Origin of the sequence: Paenibacillus sp. GD4, assembly GCF_030846225.1 — a bacterium.
GTDB classification, from domain to species: domain Bacteria; phylum Bacillota; class Bacilli; order Paenibacillales; family NBRC-103111; genus Paenibacillus_G; species Paenibacillus_G silviterrae.
The window spans coordinates 759,244-777,123 of record NZ_JAVCYK010000001.1 but is presented as its reverse complement, the minus strand read 5'-3'; the positions used below and the strand labels follow the sequence as shown (position 1 = coordinate 777,123).

At 53.1% G+C, this 17,880-nt stretch carries 16 protein-coding genes; 11 read left to right on the top strand and 5 right to left on the bottom strand.

What is annotated here, in order from left to right; genetic code table 11:
• Nucleotides 1–32: 32 nt before the first annotated feature.
• Nucleotides 33–1,109, top strand: a complete 1,077-nt coding sequence (locus RAC89_RS03680) for an AbrB family transcriptional regulator (RefSeq protein ID WP_306611838.1) — start codon at nt 33–35, stop codon at nt 1,107–1,109.
• Nucleotides 1,110–1,172: 63 nt separating this feature from the next.
• Here RAC89_RS03680 and RAC89_RS03675 read toward each other — a convergent pair whose 3' ends face one another.
• Nucleotides 1,173–2,183 carry an MraY family glycosyltransferase gene (locus tag RAC89_RS03675; RefSeq protein WP_306611836.1) on the bottom strand — a complete coding sequence of 337 codons (1,011 nt, stop codon included), beginning with the start codon at nt 2,181–2,183 and terminating at the stop codon, nt 1,173–1,175.
• Between the two features lie 53 nt (nt 2,184–2,236).
• The gene (locus tag RAC89_RS03670) at nt 2,237–3,085 is read right to left on the bottom strand and encodes a helix-turn-helix domain-containing protein (protein WP_306611834.1); all 849 of its coding nucleotides are present in this window, start codon (nt 3,083–3,085) and stop codon (nt 2,237–2,239) included.
• A 201-nt stretch (nt 3,086–3,286) separates the two neighbouring features.
• Here RAC89_RS03670 and RAC89_RS03665 point away from each other — a divergent pair, with 201 nt between their 5' ends.
• Nucleotides 3,287–4,786: a tagaturonate epimerase family protein gene (locus RAC89_RS03665; RefSeq protein ID WP_306611832.1), complete on the top strand. Its 1,500-nt coding sequence runs from the start codon at nt 3,287–3,289 to the stop codon at nt 4,784–4,786.
• 36 nt (nt 4,787–4,822) lie between these two features.
• A complete protein-coding gene (uxaC, locus tag RAC89_RS03660; RefSeq protein ID WP_306611831.1) occupies nt 4,823–6,235 on the top strand; it encodes a glucuronate isomerase in 1,413 nt (470 codons plus the stop codon).
• Between the two features lie 125 nt (nt 6,236–6,360).
• On the opposite strand, the gene RAC89_RS03655 is transcribed toward uxaC, so the two are convergent.
• Entirely contained in the window at nt 6,361–6,540 is a 180-nt protein-coding gene (locus RAC89_RS03655) for a hypothetical protein (protein WP_306611827.1), read from the bottom strand.
• A gap of 333 nt (nt 6,541–6,873) precedes the next feature.
• Here RAC89_RS03655 and RAC89_RS03650 point away from each other — a divergent pair, with 333 nt between their 5' ends.
• The gene (locus RAC89_RS03650) at nt 6,874–7,803 is read left to right on the top strand and encodes a proline dehydrogenase family protein (protein ID WP_306611825.1); all 930 of its coding nucleotides are present in this window, start codon (nt 6,874–6,876) and stop codon (nt 7,801–7,803) included.
• A gap of 27 nt (nt 7,804–7,830) precedes the next feature.
• Here RAC89_RS03650 and RAC89_RS03645 read toward each other — a convergent pair whose 3' ends face one another.
• A complete protein-coding gene (locus RAC89_RS03645; protein ID WP_306611823.1) occupies nt 7,831–8,988 on the bottom strand; it encodes an acyltransferase in 1,158 nt (385 codons plus the stop codon).
• A 189-nt stretch (nt 8,989–9,177) separates the two neighbouring features.
• Between RAC89_RS03645 and RAC89_RS03640 the strand changes: the two genes are divergently transcribed.
• A complete protein-coding gene (locus RAC89_RS03640; RefSeq protein ID WP_306611822.1) occupies nt 9,178–9,426 on the top strand; it encodes a hypothetical protein in 249 nt (82 codons plus the stop codon).
• Nucleotides 9,427–9,535: 109 nt separating this feature from the next.
• Here RAC89_RS03640 and RAC89_RS03635 read toward each other — a convergent pair whose 3' ends face one another.
• Entirely contained in the window at nt 9,536–9,970 is a 435-nt protein-coding gene (locus tag RAC89_RS03635) for a hypothetical protein (protein ID WP_306611820.1), read from the bottom strand.
• Nucleotides 9,971–10,137: 167 nt separating this feature from the next.
• Between RAC89_RS03635 and RAC89_RS03630 the strand changes: the two genes are divergently transcribed.
• The 6 genes from RAC89_RS03630 to RAC89_RS03605 all read left to right on the top strand — a co-directional run bounded on the left by RAC89_RS03630 (nt 10,138) and on the right by RAC89_RS03605 (nt 17,842).
• Nucleotides 10,138–10,839 (top strand): response regulator transcription factor, encoded by a 702-nt coding sequence (locus RAC89_RS03630; RefSeq protein ID WP_306611818.1) that lies wholly within the window; start codon nt 10,138–10,140, stop codon nt 10,837–10,839.
• Nucleotides 10,839–12,266 (top strand): sensor histidine kinase, encoded by a 1,428-nt coding sequence (locus RAC89_RS03625; RefSeq protein WP_306611816.1) that lies wholly within the window; start codon nt 10,839–10,841, stop codon nt 12,264–12,266. The genes RAC89_RS03630 and RAC89_RS03625 overlap by 1 nt, the downstream gene beginning before the upstream one ends.
• A gap of 62 nt (nt 12,267–12,328) precedes the next feature.
• Nucleotides 12,329–12,538, top strand: coding sequence for a membrane protein insertion efficiency factor YidD (yidD, locus tag RAC89_RS03620; RefSeq protein ID WP_306611814.1), 210 nt, complete (start codon nt 12,329–12,331; stop codon nt 12,536–12,538).
• Nucleotides 12,539–12,902: 364 nt separating this feature from the next.
• Nucleotides 12,903–14,876, top strand: coding sequence for a methionine--tRNA ligase (gene metG / locus RAC89_RS03615; protein WP_306611811.1), 1,974 nt, complete (start codon nt 12,903–12,905; stop codon nt 14,874–14,876).
• 52 nt (nt 14,877–14,928) lie between these two features.
• Nucleotides 14,929–16,002, top strand: coding sequence for a Gfo/Idh/MocA family protein (locus RAC89_RS03610; RefSeq protein ID WP_306611810.1), 1,074 nt, complete (start codon nt 14,929–14,931; stop codon nt 16,000–16,002).
• An 871-nt stretch (nt 16,003–16,873) separates the two neighbouring features.
• On the top strand, nt 16,874–17,842 hold the full coding sequence (locus RAC89_RS03605) for a metal ABC transporter substrate-binding protein (protein WP_373429892.1): 969 nt from the start codon (nt 16,874–16,876) through the stop codon (nt 17,840–17,842).
• Nucleotides 17,843–17,880: the final 38 nt, after the last annotated feature.

Sequence of the window (17,880 nt, the reverse complement as noted above, 5' to 3'; positions counted from 1 at the left end):
TGCCTGCTTATGCGAAAGAGGAGGGAGCAGTGGTGCTGCGTTTTTTGGAAACGGTTCTCATTACAGTCGTCTTTGGGCTGCTCTTTACTTGGCTTCGCGTACCGCTAAGCTGGATGCTCGGACCGCTTGCCGGAGTGCTTCTCTGGACCGGCTTCACCCGTCGCCAGCTCAGCTTCCCGCTATGGCTTCGTAACGTCGGACTGGTGCTGCTCGGTTATGCAATGGGGCTTGCCTTTACCGCCGATAGCGCCCGGCAGATCGTGACGCAGCTGCCCTGGATGCTTCTCGCAACCGTGCTGACGGTCGGCTTCAGCCTCCTGATGGCCGGATTGCTGACTCGTTTTACAGGAATTGATGCCGCTTCAAGTGCCATCGGCTCGATCCCCGGCGGATTGTCCCAGATGGTGGTTTTGGCGGAGGAAGTGCAAGGGGCGGATCAGACGGTGGTTGCTTTTCTGCAGACGATCCGACTGCTTACGGTCATCTTCGTCGTTCCTTTCTTGGCGGTGCATTCCCTGTCAAACGGTCCGGGTGCCGATCTCAGCACTTCTTCGCCCGCATCGGCAAGCAGCGCTTCATCGATCTTCGGCGAGCCCTACACCTGGGTGCTGCTCGCGGGCTTCGTCCTGGCGGCTGCCCTGTTATCGGTTCGACTGAAGCTGCCGACACCGTGGTTCCTGGGGCCGCTTGCAGCCGCCGCGCTGCTAACGGTATCTGGCTACCCGCCGCCTCATCTGCCAAGCCCGATGATTCTTGCCGCACAGTGGTGCCTCGGCGTGTACCTGGGCCTCGGTATCAAGCTAACGTCACTTGCGGGCTGGCGTAGGCTGCTGCCGCTTTCGGTCATCAGCGGACTGTTTATCGTCGGTTTCTCGCTGGCGCTGAGCTTCTGGTTCAGCAGCATGCATCCGATGAGTGTGGCAACAGCCTTCTTGGGCACATCCCCCGGCGGGATGACGGAGATGGGGGTTACGGCAACGACGGTTCACGCCGATGTTTCCCTTGTTGTCGCGTATCAAATGTTTCGCATTCTTTTTATTTTATTTGTTGTTCCTTACGGGCTCAGGTGGGCGTTTCGCGCAAGAAGCACCCGTCCGGAGAACAGGTAACTCCTCTCATGAAACAAGCCGTTCCAAACCCATAATCAGGGGATGGAACGGCTTCTTGTTTTGCTAGGACTTTCCATCAATCAGGAGCAGGACAATCGACGTCAGCCCAAAGCACGTATTGATCAGGCAGAGGAACAGCACCACCTGCTTCGGATTCAGTCCGGTTCGCAGCAGACGATAATGCGCTTGGGTGGCGTCCGCCTGGTAGATCGGCTTTCCGGCCAGCAGCCTTTTTACAACGACAAAGACATTGTCGAAAATCGGTACGCCCAGCGCCAGAATCGGGATGAACACCGAGAGCACCGTCGCCCCTTTGAAGGCGCCGTCCAAGGCGACGACACCCAGCATAAATCCAAGGAAGGTCGCGCCGGCATCGCCCATGAAAACCTGAGCCGGAGGCTTGTTGTACCTAAGATAGGCTATAGCGGCGCCAACAAGAATGATCGCAATCATCGCCGATTCCGATTGACCCTTGGCCAGCGCAACGACGAATAGCGTTACGGCCGAGATAGCCGAGATGCCTCCGGCCAGTCCGTCCATGCCATCGGTAAAGTTGATGACGGTGGTCACCCCGAAAATCCATAGCACCGTCAAGACAAACTGCAGCCAGGCGGGTAGGAGGACATCGGTCCCCGTCAGCGGGTTCGAGAAGCCGTAGAAGACAATGCCCGATTGATATACAAGTACGGCAGCTGTCATCTGCACGAGCATTTTCGGCAGCGCCGGGAATTCCTTGCCATGAGTTTTGAACCAATCGTCCACCATGCCGATCCCGAGCACCATCAAGCCGCCGCCTAAGACAGCCCCTGTTCTAAGCCAGCTTTCTTCCTGCACGAAGATAACGAAGCTCACGACGAACCCGATAAAAATGGCGATGCTCGCCGTAAGCGGGATAGGCTCCCGGTGAATTTTGCGCTCAACCCCCGGCTTGGGCTTGTCCACAAAGTCGAAGCGAAAGGCCAGCCTGCGAAGCGGGGGAATGAAGAGGAGGACGATGGTAAAGGATAACAAAAATGCGGCCAAGTAACTGATAATGCATCCCTCCCAGGAAAATAAAACCACAGGTAGGATCATTATAGCACGGCCGCCATACATGAGATAACGATAAAACGCTGATAAATGACTGATTATCGGGAATGCTTGCGAAAGTGGATCGGGGTCTGCTTCGTCAGCTTTTTGAACATTCGGCCGAAATGGGCGATATTCTCAAAGCCGACCGCCTCGGCAATGCGGATGATCTTGAGATTCGTCTCCTTCAGCAGCCGCTGCGCTTCCTTGATCCGCGTTGTGTTGACATATTCGATGAAGGTAAAGCCGGTCACATCTTTAAAGGCGCGGCTTAAATAATAAGGGCTCATAAAAAAACGCTCCGACATCGCCGACAAGGTCATCGGTTCGCTGTAATGCTCATTAATGTAACGGACGATTTCCGATATTTTCTTATGCATCGGGCTGGCATGCTCGAAGGATACGGCCTCCTGACGCTCGGCATAACGGCTGGAGAACAGCAGCAGCTCGGCAAGGAGCAGCTTGACATACGTTTCGTAGCCCGAGGCGCGCTCCTTCAGCTCCTTCGTCATCTTGTTCATAATGGTCTGTACGAACAGCTGATCCGGCAGCTTCAGGCTGAACACGTTCGTAGGCTGCTGAAAAACGGCGAACAAGGCCGGATGGAACAAAGGATGATCCGCGCCGATAAACTTATCGCTGAAATTGATGACGATCCGTTCGTAGCCGGAGGGTCCGACATCGGAGGTTTTATGAACATCATGCTTATTTATGAACACCAGATCGCCGGGCGAAATCAGGTAGGAGCGATCCTTAATGAAGTACGCCCGCTGACCGGCCATGAGGTAGAAGATTTCGTAGGTTGCGTGAAAATGATTCGTCCGCTCGAACGGCTCGGTACGCTTCACGTGCTGAAAGTAAAAGTCGCCCTCCTCGGCGCCATAGGTAAGCGGCATCGGTTCATTCATTGTTCAGGCACCTCCTGTGTAGACTTTGCTCTCATTGTATCAAAAATCACTATCAAGTCAACGCAAGAAATGCATACATTCTTATTTTTTAAGCAAAAATAGCGAAGATTATCATCTTATTTTGCATTAAAATCGAGATGAGAGAATACCGGTATGTCCTACAAACCAAGGACACCGTAACATTAAAGGAGGACCCCGATCATGGGTAAGTTCCAATTCGTCGCGGAAGCGATCCAGCAAGGCCAAACACCACAAGACAATGCACAAGTGAAGGTATATCCATTGTCCGTCTCCAGCGCTAACGGCACCTCGCTCGTTATGGTGAAGGATAAGGAGCAGCACAGCAAATATTTGATCGCCGTAGGCGAAGGCCCGCTGTTCGATGAGCTCGAGGGTGAAGTAGAAGGCGGCTACAAGGCGGCTCCGCTGTCCCACGCTAACCGTCTGGTACTGAACAAATACTTCGATTATACCGTTCCGCGTGCTTTCGGTACGCAAATTGCTACCATCGGTCTCGGCGACCGTCTGGGTATTGCTTCACCAGGCCACATCCAAACCGTACGCGGCCGCAACGTTCGTCCGATTCTGGCACAGCAAAGCATCCGTGAGCTGAACCTCACAGGACGCGACTACAAGCAAGTCGTAGATGCCGCTTGCTTCGCAGCGTTCCAGGAAGGCTACAAGGACGGCTTCGGTGCCGACGGCGACCACTTGAAGGTGGAAGCGGACATCGAGATGGCGCTGGGCCTTGGCTTTACGATGCTGACGCTCGACTGCTCCGAGAAAATCGACAACACGGTAGAAGGCACGGATGCGGCGGCACAAGCAGCAAAATATGCACAGCTTCCCGAATCCGTTCGCAATCACTATGAATCCCGTTACTTGAACCAAACATTCGAGGTAGCCGGCACTTCCATCACGTTCGATCGCGAAACGCTAATCAAGAACGTGCTGATCTACGGCGCGGCGGTCGACTTCATGGAGCACATTTACGTTACTTATATCAAGAACGCTTCCCGTGAAGTGGATTTTGAAATTTCCATCGATGAGACTGCAACGCCTACGGCACCGGAATCCCACTTCTTCGTTGCGAAGGAGCTGTACAGCCGCGGTCTGACAATCTACAGCATGGCGCCGCGCTTCATCGGCGAGTTCCAGAAGGGTATCGACTACATGGGCGACATCGAGCAGTTTGAGAAGGAGCTCATCATTCATGCCGGTATCGCCGACGACTTCGGCTACAAGCTGAGTATCCACTCCGGCAGCGACAAGTTCAGTGTGTTCCCGATTATCGGCAAATACACCAAAGGCCGCTTCCACGTGAAAACGGCCGGTACCAACTGGCTCGAAGCTGTTCGTACGGTAGCCAAAGTAAATCCTTCCTTGTACCGCCGCATGCATCAGTATGCGCTGGAGCATTTTGAAGAAGCTACCGCTTACTATCATGTAACAACGGATCTCAGCAAGATCGCACCGCTGGATCAAGTGTCCGATGCGGATTTGGCGGATGTGTACATGAACGAAGACAACGCGCGCCAAGTGATCCACATTACGTACGGCATTCTGCTGCAAGCGAAGGACGCGCAAGGCAACTCGCTGTTTAAGGATGAGTTTTTCCGCACGCTGAGCGAGCAGGAAGAGGCTTATGCGGATTCTCTCAAGGCCCACATCGGCAAGCACTTGGATTTGCTCGGTAAGTAAGACAAGCGTCATTACTCCAAAATAGAGGTGAGTTCCTTGGCTAGAGCGTTCCTGGACGATAATTTCTTGTTATATAACGATACGGCCGTTAAGCTTTATCATGAGTTTGCTAAAGCGATGCCGATCATTGACTATCACTGCCATTTAAGCCCGCAGGAAATTTACGAGAACAAAACGTATAAGAACATTACCGAGGTTTGGCTGTACGGCGACCACTACAAGTGGAGAGCGATGAGAGCGAACGGCTGCGAGGAGAAGCTGGTAACCGGCGGCGAGGGCGTAAGCGACTACGACCGTTTCCTGGCGTGGGCGAAAACCGTTCCGATGACGATCGGCAATCCGCTCTATCACTGGTCTCACCTGGAGCTCCAGCGTTACTTCGGCATCTATGAGCTGCTGAACGAGAAGAACGCGCCGGCGATCTGGGAAAAAGCAAATGCACAGCTGACCGGTCCTGGCTTCGGCGCCCGTGACTTCATCACCAAATCCGGCGTGAAGGTGGTCTGTACAACGGACGATCCGACGGATTCGCTGGAATACCATATCAAGATCAAGGACATTCCTGGCTTTGACTGCAAGGTGCTTCCTTCGTTCCGCCCGGACAAAGGTCTGGAGATCAACCGCGCCGGCTTCGTTCAGTGGGTTGGCAAGCTTGCGGAGGTATCCGGCCAGCAGATCGGCAGCTACGATCAGCTGCTGACGGCCCTGGAATCCCGCGTACGCTTCTTCCACTCCGTAGGCGGCCGCGTATCCGACCATGCGCTTGACTATGTTCCTTACGCTGAAACTACGAAGGAAGAAGCGGCGGCGATTTTCGCTAAAGCGCTGCAGGGGCAATCGGTTTCGTTCGAGGAAGAGCAGAAGTACAAGACCTACACGCTCGTATTCCTTGGCAAGCTGTATGCCGAGCTTGACTGGGCGATGCAGTTCCACATCAATGCACACCGCAACAACAACACGCGGATGTTCGGCAAGCTCGGTCCCGATACCGGCTTCGATTCCATCAACGACAGCGATATCGCACAGCCGCTTGTTCGCTTGCTGGATGCGCTCGATAAGGACAACGCCATTGCGAAGACGATTCTTTACTCGCTCAACCCGAAGGACAACTTCGTGCTGGCGACGATCATCGGCAGCTTCCAGGGCGGGGGCACACCGGGCAAGATCCAATTCGGATCGGCGTGGTGGTTCAACGATACGAAGGACGGCATGATCGATCAAATGGAGAATTTGGCCAATGCCGGACTGCTGAGCCGTTTCGTCGGCATGTTGACGGATTCCCGGAGCTTCCTGTCTTACACAAGACATGAATACTTCCGTCGAATTCTTTGCAACCTGATCGGCGAATGGGTCGAGAAGGGCGAAGCGCCTGACGACATTGAGCTTCTTGGCAGCATCGTACAGAACATTTGTTATAACAACGCAAACGAGTACTTCCAATTCGCATAAAAACGTATCCCGGGCTCACTTCCTAGAAGTGGACCCGGGATTTTTTTCTGAACAAAAAAAGCCCGTTCTTCGAGTGTCGAGTGAACGGGCTTTTCATATGGAACGGCTCCGCATATACTGCTCGATTACAAATTTCGCAGCGACCGCAGCTCCTGCTTCAGCTTTCGCATCTGCTCCAGCTTGGTGCGGGCCAGCTCGTAATTCATCTGAAGCCTTTCGGCATTTTCCCACACGGTTTGAATAATTTGATGATGCCTTGCGGATGTTTCCCGAACCCGTGCGCCGAGCTCTTCTAAGTCAATCATGGATGGAGGTTCTAGAGTCTTCATAGCGATTGTACTGAGTCTCCTTATTCGTGGTGATCAAATTTACCGTTCTATTATAATGCCTTACTGAGGAAAACAATGTCAAATTACGTCGCCGTGTTCGGCGCTTTTTTTTGCGGAATGCTGTCGATACGATCTCAATGGTTCGCCAATCAATCGTATGATCCGAACATACCGGAGCCGGGCGGCATATACTGTGGGCGAATGTCCCGTAGGCGCATAAAGGAGTGTGATACGTGTGAGGACAGAACGATCGGAGAAATACGGAAAGCCACACGTAGGGGAAGCCGCTTGGATAAGGGGGTGCTCCGAGTGAGCCTGGAAGCTTTGCTGCGCAAGGCCATCTTTGCTGTAGCGGGGAACAGGCGGGTTCGCAGCATATTCGAGATCTACGGCATGCGGGTTGGCGTGAGCCGGTTTGTGGCGGCAGAATCGCTCGAGGATACGGTTCAGCGGGTCCGGAGCCTCAACGGCGAGGGCTTGATGGTGACGCTCGATTTTCTGGGGGAAAGCGTTGCAAATAAAGCTCTGGCTCGCGAAGCGGCGGATATGGTTGTCCTGACCATGAAGACAATACGGAAGTATGGCTTACAGGCGAACGTCTCGGTGAAGCTGACCCAGCTGGGACTGCAGATCGACCCGTACTTTTGTCTGCAAAATATGCATCGGATCACCGCGAAGGCGAAGGAGCTGGGTCAATTCGTAAGGATTGATATGGAGGACTCCTTCGTAACGGGCGAAACGCTCGATATTTTCCAGATCCTGCTTCATAAATACGGGAAGGAGCATATCGGGATCGTAATACAGTCCTATCTTTACCGTTCGGAGCAGGATCTGCGGAAGCTCGGAGCACAACAGGTGAATGTAAGGATCGTCAAGGGAGCCTACAAGGAATCGGCCGATGTGGCGTTTCAGAGCAAGAAGGACGTGGACGCGAATTATATGAAATTGGTCGAGCGTCATATGGAGAACGGTTGTTATACGGCCGTAGCGACGCATGACGAGAAGCTGATTCGCAAAGTAAAGCGATTTGTCGATGAGCGGAAAATTACAAGAGACCGTTTTGAGTTTCAGATGCTTTATGGGGTGGCGGGCAAGCTGCAGCGCAGGCTGGTGAAGGAAGGGTATCGCGTACGGATCTATACCCCCTTCGGGAAGCAATGGTATCCGTATTTCACCAGAAGAATTGCCGAACGGCCGGCGAACCTGTGGTTTGTGATCAAGAGCATGTTCCGTAAATAAAAAAAGCCGGCCGTCCGTGAAAGACGGTCAGCCGGTGATTTGCTTCGGCTTGGCGGCAGTGCCGGGCGCGCGCTTACTTAATCGGAGTGACGCTTTGCGAAGGAGAACGGCTGCGCCTACCGAGAGACCGCTGCACAAGGCGAACGCAACGAGTGTCAGCATGGTAGGAACGGCTCGCGGAAGCAAAAGATCGGTCAGCTCGGTGGCGGCCACAAGAAGCAATGCATGCGCTAAGTATGCCGTGTAGGAGTATGCTCCGATGAAGGACAGGGCTCTTCTCCACCTCATAGGAGCGCTCCTTCCAAATTCGACCGCTGCCGCCAGCATGGCGGGCAGGGAAAGGGTCAGAAAGAGAGCCATCGGCGGGTTGACGAGAAACGTATCGTTATAATGGATGGTCAGCTCAGGGCTCCATGTAAAATGGTTAATGATACGGAAGCCCATAACCGTCACGGCGATGCCGAAGAAAGTCCAGATCGCAGCTCTCCAGCGATACACGGCCTGAAGCACGTGTTGTACATACAGCCCGGTAAACGCGCCGAGTACGAAGTAAAAGAAAAAGAAAAGGGCATTCCGATCGATGTACTCGGTGAACAAAGGCGTAAGCACCGGAATCGCTAGTGCGGCCGCAGCTGCTTCGAAGGCGGATTGCTGCGTCGTCAGCCAAGCGTAGAACACGCCTGTCGCTATCAACACCATATACAAGGCATAGCGGTTCTGCAGCTGCTTATGCGCCCATAGAATACCCGAACGCAAAAACGGATACGCCAAGTAAAATTGAAAGATCATGACAATGTACCATAGATGATAGCTGGCCTTACCCGTCACCAGATCAAGCCCAAGCTCCCGCAAGAATGTCCAGTCCGTTAAGGCTGACCGGTTGTCAATGATGGAGTAGAGAATACTCCAAAGCAGATAAGGGAGCAGGATGTCCTTGCTGCGCTTGCGCAGGAACGTTCCGTACGGCACCTTCCCCTTGTCATTGTAGAACAGGACAAGTCCTGTAATGAAGATAAACATCGGCACGGCAAATTTGGCGGCCAGCAGCAGGAAGCCGAGCATAACCCCGTCGGCCAGCGAGGTTCCCTGGATATACGCGTAATGGCCGATGGTGTGCTGCAGGACGACGGCCAAAAAGGCAAAGGCGCGCAAATATTCGATTTCGGTCAAACGCTGTTTGTTCATAGTTCTTCCCCAATCCATCCTTATCCAATAGCATAAAGACCATTATATTCGCTTTCAGTATTTTTTTCACTCCCTAATATTAACCGTTTGTAAAGGAGGTGAAGCGCATTCCATGACTTATGGATAAGAGTCCTGCTTGCGGCGGAAGCTAAATGGAGCGAAGGAGCCGGAAAGAAAGGGAGGCAAACGATGGACCAGCTTAGCGAATATAAGTCCCGTAAGGAAGGCAAGGTCACGCCCAAGTATTTAATGGAGCATGTACTGGGGGTTATCGAGGAGGACGACTCCATCGAATCCATCACCTATGTGGCGAAGCTGAAGGACGGCACGATCACCTCCGGCTGGACCGATATGATGCATACGGAGGTCATCGGAATGTATGAGGTGGGCAAGCTGCAGGTTATTAAGGATATGTGGAGTGAATGGGAGCCCCGCTGAAGGGCTTCTATTTTTTTTCATACTTTTTTAAAAGACGGCCCTTATTTTCCTTATATTCCGGTCATGTTTGTAGTTTAAAGTAATACCTACACCGGGCAGCTTGGATCGCTCAGGTGAGACAAAAGACAGGTTTCCAGGATAGAAAGGAGCGGATACATATGAAAAAAGGTCTTATGGTCATTCTAGGAGCGGTAGCGGCATTCGGCATTATGACGGGGTGCTCCGGCAACACGAGCGAGGCGCCGGCAGGAGCGAATACGCAGGAGAAGTCAAGCGTACCGACAACGGCGCCGGCACCGAAAAGCTCGGATACCGGATCCTCTTCATCCTCCAGCCCAGCTACCGGTTCCGGCGCGTCCTCGCCGTCTTCCTCGACACCGGCAACCACTACGCCGAAGTCTACGGACTCGAAGACGACGACTCCAAGCACGAGCGGCTCTGACAGCAAATCGACTACAACCGATAAACCGTCTGCAGGCACAGATGCCGGAGCAGGCTCGAGCACTACTTCCCCAAGCACCTCCTCCGGTGCGACCGGCAGCATGAAGGAGCCCTCGAAAGCGAACTAACTCCAATTGAAAATCGAGGCGAAGGTCCCTTACACCATGTAAGCGAGGCTTTCGCCTCTTCGTCGTGCCCCCGGAAAATGGAGCCGTGAGGAGAATATATATAGTTACTCATTCTGAAGGACCGGAAGGAGGAAAATGAAGAATGAAGCTTTGGAAGGTATTGGTTGCCGATGATGATCCGCATGTGCGTGAGATCATAAGGCTTTACTTTGAAAAGCAGCAGATCGGTTTGATTGAAGCGGGCGACGGGGAAGAAGCTATCGCACTGATCGAGCGGGAGGCGCCGGATATGATCATACTTGACGTCATGATGCCGAAGCTCGACGGCTATGAAACGGCTAGAGAAATAATGAAACGTTGGGACATCCCGATTATTATGCTGACGGCCAAACGCGATGAGTTCGATCGGGTGCTGGGGCTTGAGCTGGGAGCCGATGATTACGTGACGAAGCCGTTCAGCCCTAGAGAACTGGTCGCCAGGATCAAGGCGATCTTCCGTCGGATGCAGCCGAGAAGGACTGCTGGGGAGCAGGAGACGGCCCCGAGCTACGAATATGAAGGCTTGCGTGTCTGTCTGGACCGCAGGGAGGTGCTGGTACGCGGGGAGGAGCGGGTTACGCTGCGGCCGAAGGAGTTTGATCTGCTGGCGCATCTCATCAAATCGCCCGGCAGCGTTTACACCCGGGAGCAGCTGCTGGAGCATGTGTGGGGGTATGATTTTCTCGGAGATATCCGCACGGTGGATGTGCACGTGAAGAAGCTTCGGGAGAAGCTTGGCGGCTGGAATCCCGAGGGGATCGTTACCGTATGGGGCGTAGGCTATAAGCTTGAGGTGCAGCGATAATGTTCGGATTCATACATAAAAGCATATTCCGCAAGCTCCTGTTCAGTTATATGCTGACCGTCCTGCTTGGACTTTTCGCCGTAGGGCTGCTGCTGTCCTGGCTTGCCAAGGATTACATTTTCGATGCGAGGCAGCAGGAACTGCTAAGACAGGCGAAGCGGGTCAATCTGGCTATGCAGGATGCGATGCTGCCGGAGGAGCAGGTAAAGGACTTGCTGGCTTTCTTCGATCAATCCTATGATACGCGCATTTGGATGTTTGACCGGAATGGCCGCATCCTCGCTACCTCTTCAAAGGAGGAGGTATACATCGGCAAATCGGTGGACGAGTCCGTCGTGAAGAAAATTAGCCTCGGTGAGGATGCGGTGCTCAATCTGGAGTTTGCCGGCCTGAAGGAGCCGATGCTGTCGGTTGTTGTTCCTTGGGGGAAGGGGGAACAAATCTATGGTGGCATTGTGCTGCATGCCCCGGTCAAGGGGATAAGCGACACGATCGCGGGCTTGCGGGAAACGATCCTCTGGATCACGTTGATCGGGGTGCTGATATCGGCAGGAATCGCCTCTTACCTCTCGTGGTCCATCTCCAGACCGCTGCAGCTGATCGACCGTACCGCCGCCAAGATCGGCATGGGGGATTATACGGAGCGTATCCGAATTGACGCCAAGGATGAGATCGGCGATTTGGCCGCTACCATCAACCATATGATGGAGAAGCTGGAGCGCATGGATATCGACAAGCGCAAGCTGGAGCAGATCCGGCAGGATTTTCTGGCCAACGTATCCCATGAGCTGGGGACACCGCTTACTGCGGTTCAGGGCTTTCTGGAAGCGCTGCAGGATGGGCTCATTGATGAGGAGGCTAGGCCGAGATACTACGATATCATGTATAAGGAGACGCTGCATATGGCGCGGCTCGTTGATGATATCTTGGATTTGGTCCGTTTGGAGAATAAAGAGATTACCCTAAACCTAAAGGTGGTGGAGGTAGAGCCTTTGCTGGCGCGGGCCGCGTTCAAATTCTCCACGGAGGCTGCGGAAAGAGGGACTTCGATTGGTTATGAGCTGCAGGAACCGCAACTCAAGGTCCACGCGGATCCGGATCGGCTTGAGCAGATCGTCAACAACCTGCTGAAGAACGCGGTTAAGTTTACGGAAGCGGGGACAATTCGTCTGGAGGCCGCGCACAGTGGGGACCGGGTGCTGCTGCGAGTCGTAGATACCGGAACGGGTATTTCCCCGGAGGATCAGGAGAGGATTTGGGAGCGATTTTTCAAGGTGGACCGGGGGAGATCGAGGAAAAACAGCGGCACGGGCTTGGGGCTGGCCATTGTAAGAGAGCTGGTCGAGCTGCATCAAGGGACCATTGGGGTGCACAGTGAGCTTGGGAAAGGGACCGTCTTTGAGCTGACGCTTCCGCGCGCGAATTGACAATAGGCATACCTTTGCTTCATGATGAGCATAAGCTCACTAAGTAAGAAGAGGTGTTCGTTATGAAGCGGGTGCTGCGCTCGGGCGTTTTGTTTTACCGCAAATTCATCTCTCCGATCAAGCCGCCGACCTGCAGGTTCTATCCCACCTGCTCCGCGTATGCGCTGGAGGCACTGGATAAGCATGGTGCGGCTAAGGGCTCCTGGCTTGCCGTCAAGCGAATTTGCAAGTGCCACCCTTTTCATCCGGGCGGGATCGACTACGTGCCATAACTTGACAGGGGCAGGGAGTTTCGATATATTTGTGCATAACATCCCATGAACGGATAAGTACTGTGGAGGAAGCCACAACAGAGAGCCGGAAATGCTGAGAACCGGTTGGCAGAAGCCTCAGGAAGATGGTCCGGGAGGATATGAGGGTGAGCGATGGCACCGTGCTGCTGCGGTTCATAGACCGGGATTGTTATCGTAAGCCTTCATCGTGTATCCAGCGTTAATGGAGCGTCTATGTGACGGCTGAGCCCTGTGTAGGAACGCTTTGAACAGGGGAAGTTGGGTGGTACCACGTGAGCACAAGCTCTCGTCCCAAGCGGACGAGGGCTTTTTTGTATTTTCATTTGAAGGAGATGAGCTGAACATGACACAGAACAATTTCTACATCACGACGCCGATTTATTACCCGAGCGATAAGCTTCATATCGGGCATGCCTACTCGACGGTAGCCGGGGATGCAATGGCGCGTTACAAGCGGCTTCGCGGCTATAACGTTCGCTACTTGACCGGAACGGATGAGCACGGCCAGAAGATCGAGCGCAAGGCGAAGGAAGCGGGCACTACACCGCAGCAATTCGTAGACAACATCGTAGCAGGCATCAAGGAGCTGTGGAGCAAGCTGGATATATCGTATGACGATTTCATCCGTACGACGGAGCCGCGGCACAAGCAGGCGGTTGAGAAGATTTTCTCTAGATTGCTGGAGTCCGGGGACATCTACCTTGGGCAATACGAAGGCTGGTATTGTACGCCTTGCGAATCGTTCTTTCTCGAGAACAAGCTCGACAACGGCAACTGTCCGGACTGCGGACGCCCTGTGGAGCTGGTGAAGGAGGAGAGCTACTTCTTCCGTTTGCAGAAATATGCCGACCGGCTCATCCAATACTATGAAGAGAACCCTGATTTCATTCAGCCGGAATCGCGCCGTAACGAAATGATCAACAACTTCATCAAGCCCGGGCTGGAGGATTTGGCGGTGTCCCGTACGACGTTCGAATGGGGCATTAAGGTGCCGGGCAATCCGAAGCATGTCATCTATGTGTGGATCGATGCGCTTTCGAACTACATTACCGCTCTGGGCTATGGCAGCGAGGATCGGAGCCTGTATGAGCAATTTTGGCCCGCGGATATTCATTTGATGAGCAAGGAGATCGTCCGTTTCCACACGATTATTTGGCCTTGTATGCTGATGGCGCTAGGCGAGCCGCTGCCGAAGAAGGTATTCAGCCACGGCTGGCTGCTGATGAAGGACGGCAAGATGTCGAAGTCCAAGGGCAATGTTGTTGATCCGGTGACGCTGATCGACCGCTACGGCCTGGATGCGCTTCGGTACTATTTGCTACGGGAAATCCCGTTCGGCTCTGACGGCACGTTCACGCCGGAAAGCTTCGTAGAACGGATTAATTTCGATCTCGCGAACGACCTCGGCAACCTGCTGAGCCGTACCGTAGTGATGATCGATAAGTATTATAACGGGGTCATCCCATCCTATATCGAGGGCGCAACCGAATTTGATGCGGCGCTGCTGGAAACGGTCCGTACTTCTACGGCTAAGGTGGAGGAAGCGATGGAGAAGCTGGAATTCTCCGTAGCGTTGACGTCCATATGGCAGCTGATCAGCCGAACGAACAAATATATCGACGAGACGCAGCCTTGGTCGCTCGTGAAGGACGAGACGAAGCGGCCGGTGCTCGGCTCCGTGCTTTATTGCCTTGCCGAGTGTTTGCGGATAGCCTCCGTCATGCTTCAGCCGTTCCTGACCCGAACGCCGCAGAAGATGTGGCAGCAGCTTGGCATCGGCGACAGCTCCTTGACGGCGTGGGATACCATCCACAGCTTCGGTACGCTCCCAAGCGGCACGCGAGTGGAGAAGGGCGAAGTCATGTTCCCTCGCCTTGAGGTGGAGAAGGAGGTCGCCTACATTGCCGAATCGATGAGCGGCGGTGCTGTATCGGCGGCAGACGAGCCGAAGGCGGAGGCTGCGAAGCCTGCTGAGGCTCCGGCCGAGCAAGCTCCGGAAATCTCAATTGATGATTTCTTCAAGGTCGAGCTTCGCGTAGCGCAGGTCATTGCGGCTGAGCCTGTGAAGAAGGCCGATAAGCTGTTGAAGCTGCAGCTGGATCTTGGCTTCGAGCAGCGCCAGGTCGTATCCGGTATCGCCAAGTACTACACCCCAGAGCAAATGGTCGGCCGCAAGGTCATCTGCGTGACTAACCTGAAGCCGGTGACGCTTCGCGGGGAGCTGTCCCAGGGAATGATTCTGGCCGCTTCGCAAGGAGATCAATTAACTTTAGCTACAGTTTCTGATGAAATTCCTAACGGATCTGTGGTAAAATAAGTATTGTTCACGTTAACAATGCGATTTTACCAATTTGGGGAGGCCATCATTCATGCAAACGAAAGACGGAATGAATTATGCACCGCAGGGGAAGCCGAATCCGGTAGTAAAGCCGGGTGAGTTCGCCTTCGCGGCAGTCGCGCTGGACCACGGTCACATTTATGGAATGACGAACGGGTTAATTGAAGCCGGTGCGGATCTGGTTGCCGTATATGACCGCGATCCCGCTAAGGTCGAAGCGTTCATCAAGAAATTCCCGCAAGCGAAGCCGGCTGCATCGGAGGAGGAAATCCTGAACAATCCGGCCATCAAGCTCGTGGCTGCAGCGGCAGTACCGAACGAGCGCGGCGCCTTGGGCGTTCGTGTGATGAAGGCGGGCAAGGACTATTTCACGGACAAAACGCCTTTCACAACGCTGGAGCAGCTTGAAGCTGCGAAGCAAACCGTGAAGGAAACCGGTCGCAAGTATATGGTTTACTACAGCGAGCGTTTGCACGTGGAGAGCGCGATCTTTGCCGGCCAGCTGGTGCAGCAGGGCGCCATCGGCCGCGTAGTTCAAGTTATGGGCTGGGGTCCGCATCGGCTGAACGCGCCGTCCCGTCCGGAGTGGTTTTTCCAGCATGAAAAGTATGGCGGCATCCTCTGTGATATCGGAAGCCATCAGATCGAGCAGTTTCTGTTCTACACCGGTGCGAAGGATGCGCAGGTCGTCAGCAGCCGGATTGCGAACTACAATAACAAAGACTATCCGGAGCTCGAGGACTTCGGCGACGCTACCTTGGTAGCGGACAACGGCGCGACCTTCTACTTCCGCGTAGACTGGCTGACACCGGACGGTCTGGGCACTTGGGGCGACGGCCGGACCATCATTCTCGGTACCGAAGGCTACATCGAGATCCGCAAGTACATCGATATTGCCCGCGATCCGCAAGGGGATCAGCTGTACCTGGTGAATCAGGAAGGCGAGAAGCATTTCTCCCTGAAGGGACAGGTAGGCTACCCTTACTTCGGCCAATTGATTCTCGATTGCATCAACCGTACCGAGAATGCTATGACCCAAGAGCATGCCTTCAAGGCAGCCGAGCTTTGCATCAAAGCCCAAATGCAAGCGATTCGCGTCGAATAGCTTAGTTTCTAGACTGGTTTCAGGTGGATTAGAGCCTGGAGCCAGTCTTTTTTTATTTCGAAGAGGCCTCGCGGGAAGCCAGGAAGGCTGTCTCGCATCCGATATGGTATGCAATGCTGCTAATGAAGTCAATTTCATAATTGGAAAGCCCTTGTATAAATTTAATCGGCATACAAAAGCAGGAGTAACCTCTCCACATTCTCCGAAGTTAAGGTTACCAAATGGCAAGGGCAACACGATGGCGCAAAAAAACGGGGCTTCCTTTAACGTTATGAAATCATCCTACTGAACCAAATATGTGTTTATCTGCCACTGTAAGATGAAAAAATCGCGTTACAGGGCGTCCGGCGCTTATAGCGGGCCGATAATGCTCCTTGTAACGTTATGAAATTAAATGGGCAGAATTCACAAAGCAGATTTGCGCTGCCAAAGCTCATTTTTTGCGATTGAAGTCAAAATCATTATGAAATTGACTTAATGTGCAGAAATCCACGATCTCAAGCCATTTTCGGAACGAGATATGTGAGAATGTGCATCTTTGAGAGAGTGCAATGGCTGAAAAGGGGTAAATAGCCCTGGATTGTTGAATATTCGCAGAAATCCTCGTACTTTTGAATCAAATCATGTGAAAATGTTGCATTTTTGCAGAATTGTGCTGCTCATAGATTAAGAGGCCCAGAACGCCGGGTTATACAAAGAGGTCATATGGATACAATTACTGGTAATGGAAGTCTCGAGCTGTTTTTTGTTAGATCATCCCGACAGTTGAAAGTCCGTTTTCCCTGTTGACAACCCAAGGAGGCGCACGTATAATCATGCTTGTTAATAAAAATTACGATTTACATGGATGAGGAAGTGAATGAGGATGAAAATGAATTACAAACGTCAACGACATATGATGTTTTCTTTACTTGTTATCATGATTGCAGCTATGTTCTTATCCGCCTGCGGCGCAGCTCGTCCTGCCTTGGTACAGGGGAAAACCAATATCGTAACCAGCTTTTATCCGTTATACGATTTTGCATCGAAGATCGGCGGGCAGCATGTCAATGTCGTGAACCTCGTACCGGCCGGTGTGGAGCCGCATGAATGGACGCCGAAGGGCCGGGATATTAAGACGCTGAAGGATGCCGAAGTGTTCGTCTATCTGGGTGCGGGTTTTGAAGGCTGGGTAGGAGATACGCTAAACAGTCTTGAGAAGGATGCCAAGGTGCAGGTCGTTGAGGCCAGTAAAGGTCTGACGCTGCTTCCCGGGATCGAAGAGGAAGGCCACGCCGATGACCATGGGCACAATCATAAGGAAGACGCGCATGAAGCGGAGTTTGACCCGCATGTGTGGCTGTCTCCGGTCAATGCGAAGCAGCTGGCGCAGAACATCAAGGATGCCCTGGTGAAGGCGGACCCTTCGCACCAAGCGGATTACGAAGCCAACTTCAAGCAGCTGAGCGGCAAGCTGGACCAGCTGCATGACAAGTTCAAGCAGCAGCTGAGCAAGACCAGCAAGAAAGAAATCGTTGTAACACATCAATCGTTCGGTTATTTGGCTAAGGAATACGGTTTGACCCAGAAAGCGATCATGGGCCTTGCTCCGGATGCTGAACCAACTTCAAAAGATATGAAGGAAATTCTCAGCTTCATAAAGGATAACAACGTAACGTATATATTCTTCGAGGAGCTTGTCTCGGATAAGCTGGCGAAGACACTGGCGAAGGATGCCAAGGTAGAGACGCTTGTGCTTAGTCCGCTTGAGGGCTTAACGGAGGAGCAGGCGAAGCAGGGTATGGATTATGTGTCGATTATGGAAAGCAATTTGAATAATTTAGTAAAAGCATTACAATAGAAGGTAGACCTTCCGTATGCGGAGTAAGGAGCTTACCA

Bases quoted from the DNA above. Each gene is read 5' to 3' on its own strand.
- RAC89_RS03675 (WP_306611836.1), bottom strand. From the start codon at position 2,183: ATGATCCTACCTGTGGTTTTATTTTCCTGGGAGGGATGCATTATCAGT.
- RAC89_RS03670 (WP_306611834.1), bottom strand. From the start codon at position 3,085: ATGAATGAACCGATGCCGCTTACCTATGGCGCCGAGGAGGGCGACTTT.
- RAC89_RS03665 (WP_306611832.1), top strand. From the start codon at position 3,287: ATGGGTAAGTTCCAATTCGTCGCGGAAGCGATCCAGCAAGGCCAAACA.
- RAC89_RS03655 (WP_306611827.1), bottom strand. From the start codon at position 6,540: ATGATTGACTTAGAAGAGCTCGGCGCACGGGTTCGGGAAACATCCGCA.
- RAC89_RS03645 (WP_306611823.1), bottom strand. From the start codon at position 8,988: ATGAACAAACAGCGTTTGACCGAAATCGAATATTTGCGCGCCTTTGCC.
- RAC89_RS03640 (WP_306611822.1), top strand. From the start codon at position 9,178: ATGGACCAGCTTAGCGAATATAAGTCCCGTAAGGAAGGCAAGGTCACG.
- RAC89_RS03635 (WP_306611820.1), bottom strand. From the start codon at position 9,970: ATGCTGCCGGTCGCACCGGAGGAGGTGCTTGGGGAAGTAGTGCTCGAG.
- RAC89_RS03630 (WP_306611818.1), top strand. From the start codon at position 10,138: ATGAAGCTTTGGAAGGTATTGGTTGCCGATGATGATCCGCATGTGCGT.
- RAC89_RS03625 (WP_306611816.1), top strand. From the start codon at position 10,839: ATGTTCGGATTCATACATAAAAGCATATTCCGCAAGCTCCTGTTCAGT.
- yidD (WP_306611814.1), top strand. From the start codon at position 12,329: ATGAAGCGGGTGCTGCGCTCGGGCGTTTTGTTTTACCGCAAATTCATC.
- metG (WP_306611811.1), top strand. From the start codon at position 12,903: ATGACACAGAACAATTTCTACATCACGACGCCGATTTATTACCCGAGC.
- RAC89_RS03610 (WP_306611810.1), top strand. From the start codon at position 14,929: ATGCAAACGAAAGACGGAATGAATTATGCACCGCAGGGGAAGCCGAAT.
- RAC89_RS03605 (WP_373429892.1), top strand. From the start codon at position 16,874: ATGAATTACAAACGTCAACGACATATGATGTTTTCTTTACTTGTTATC.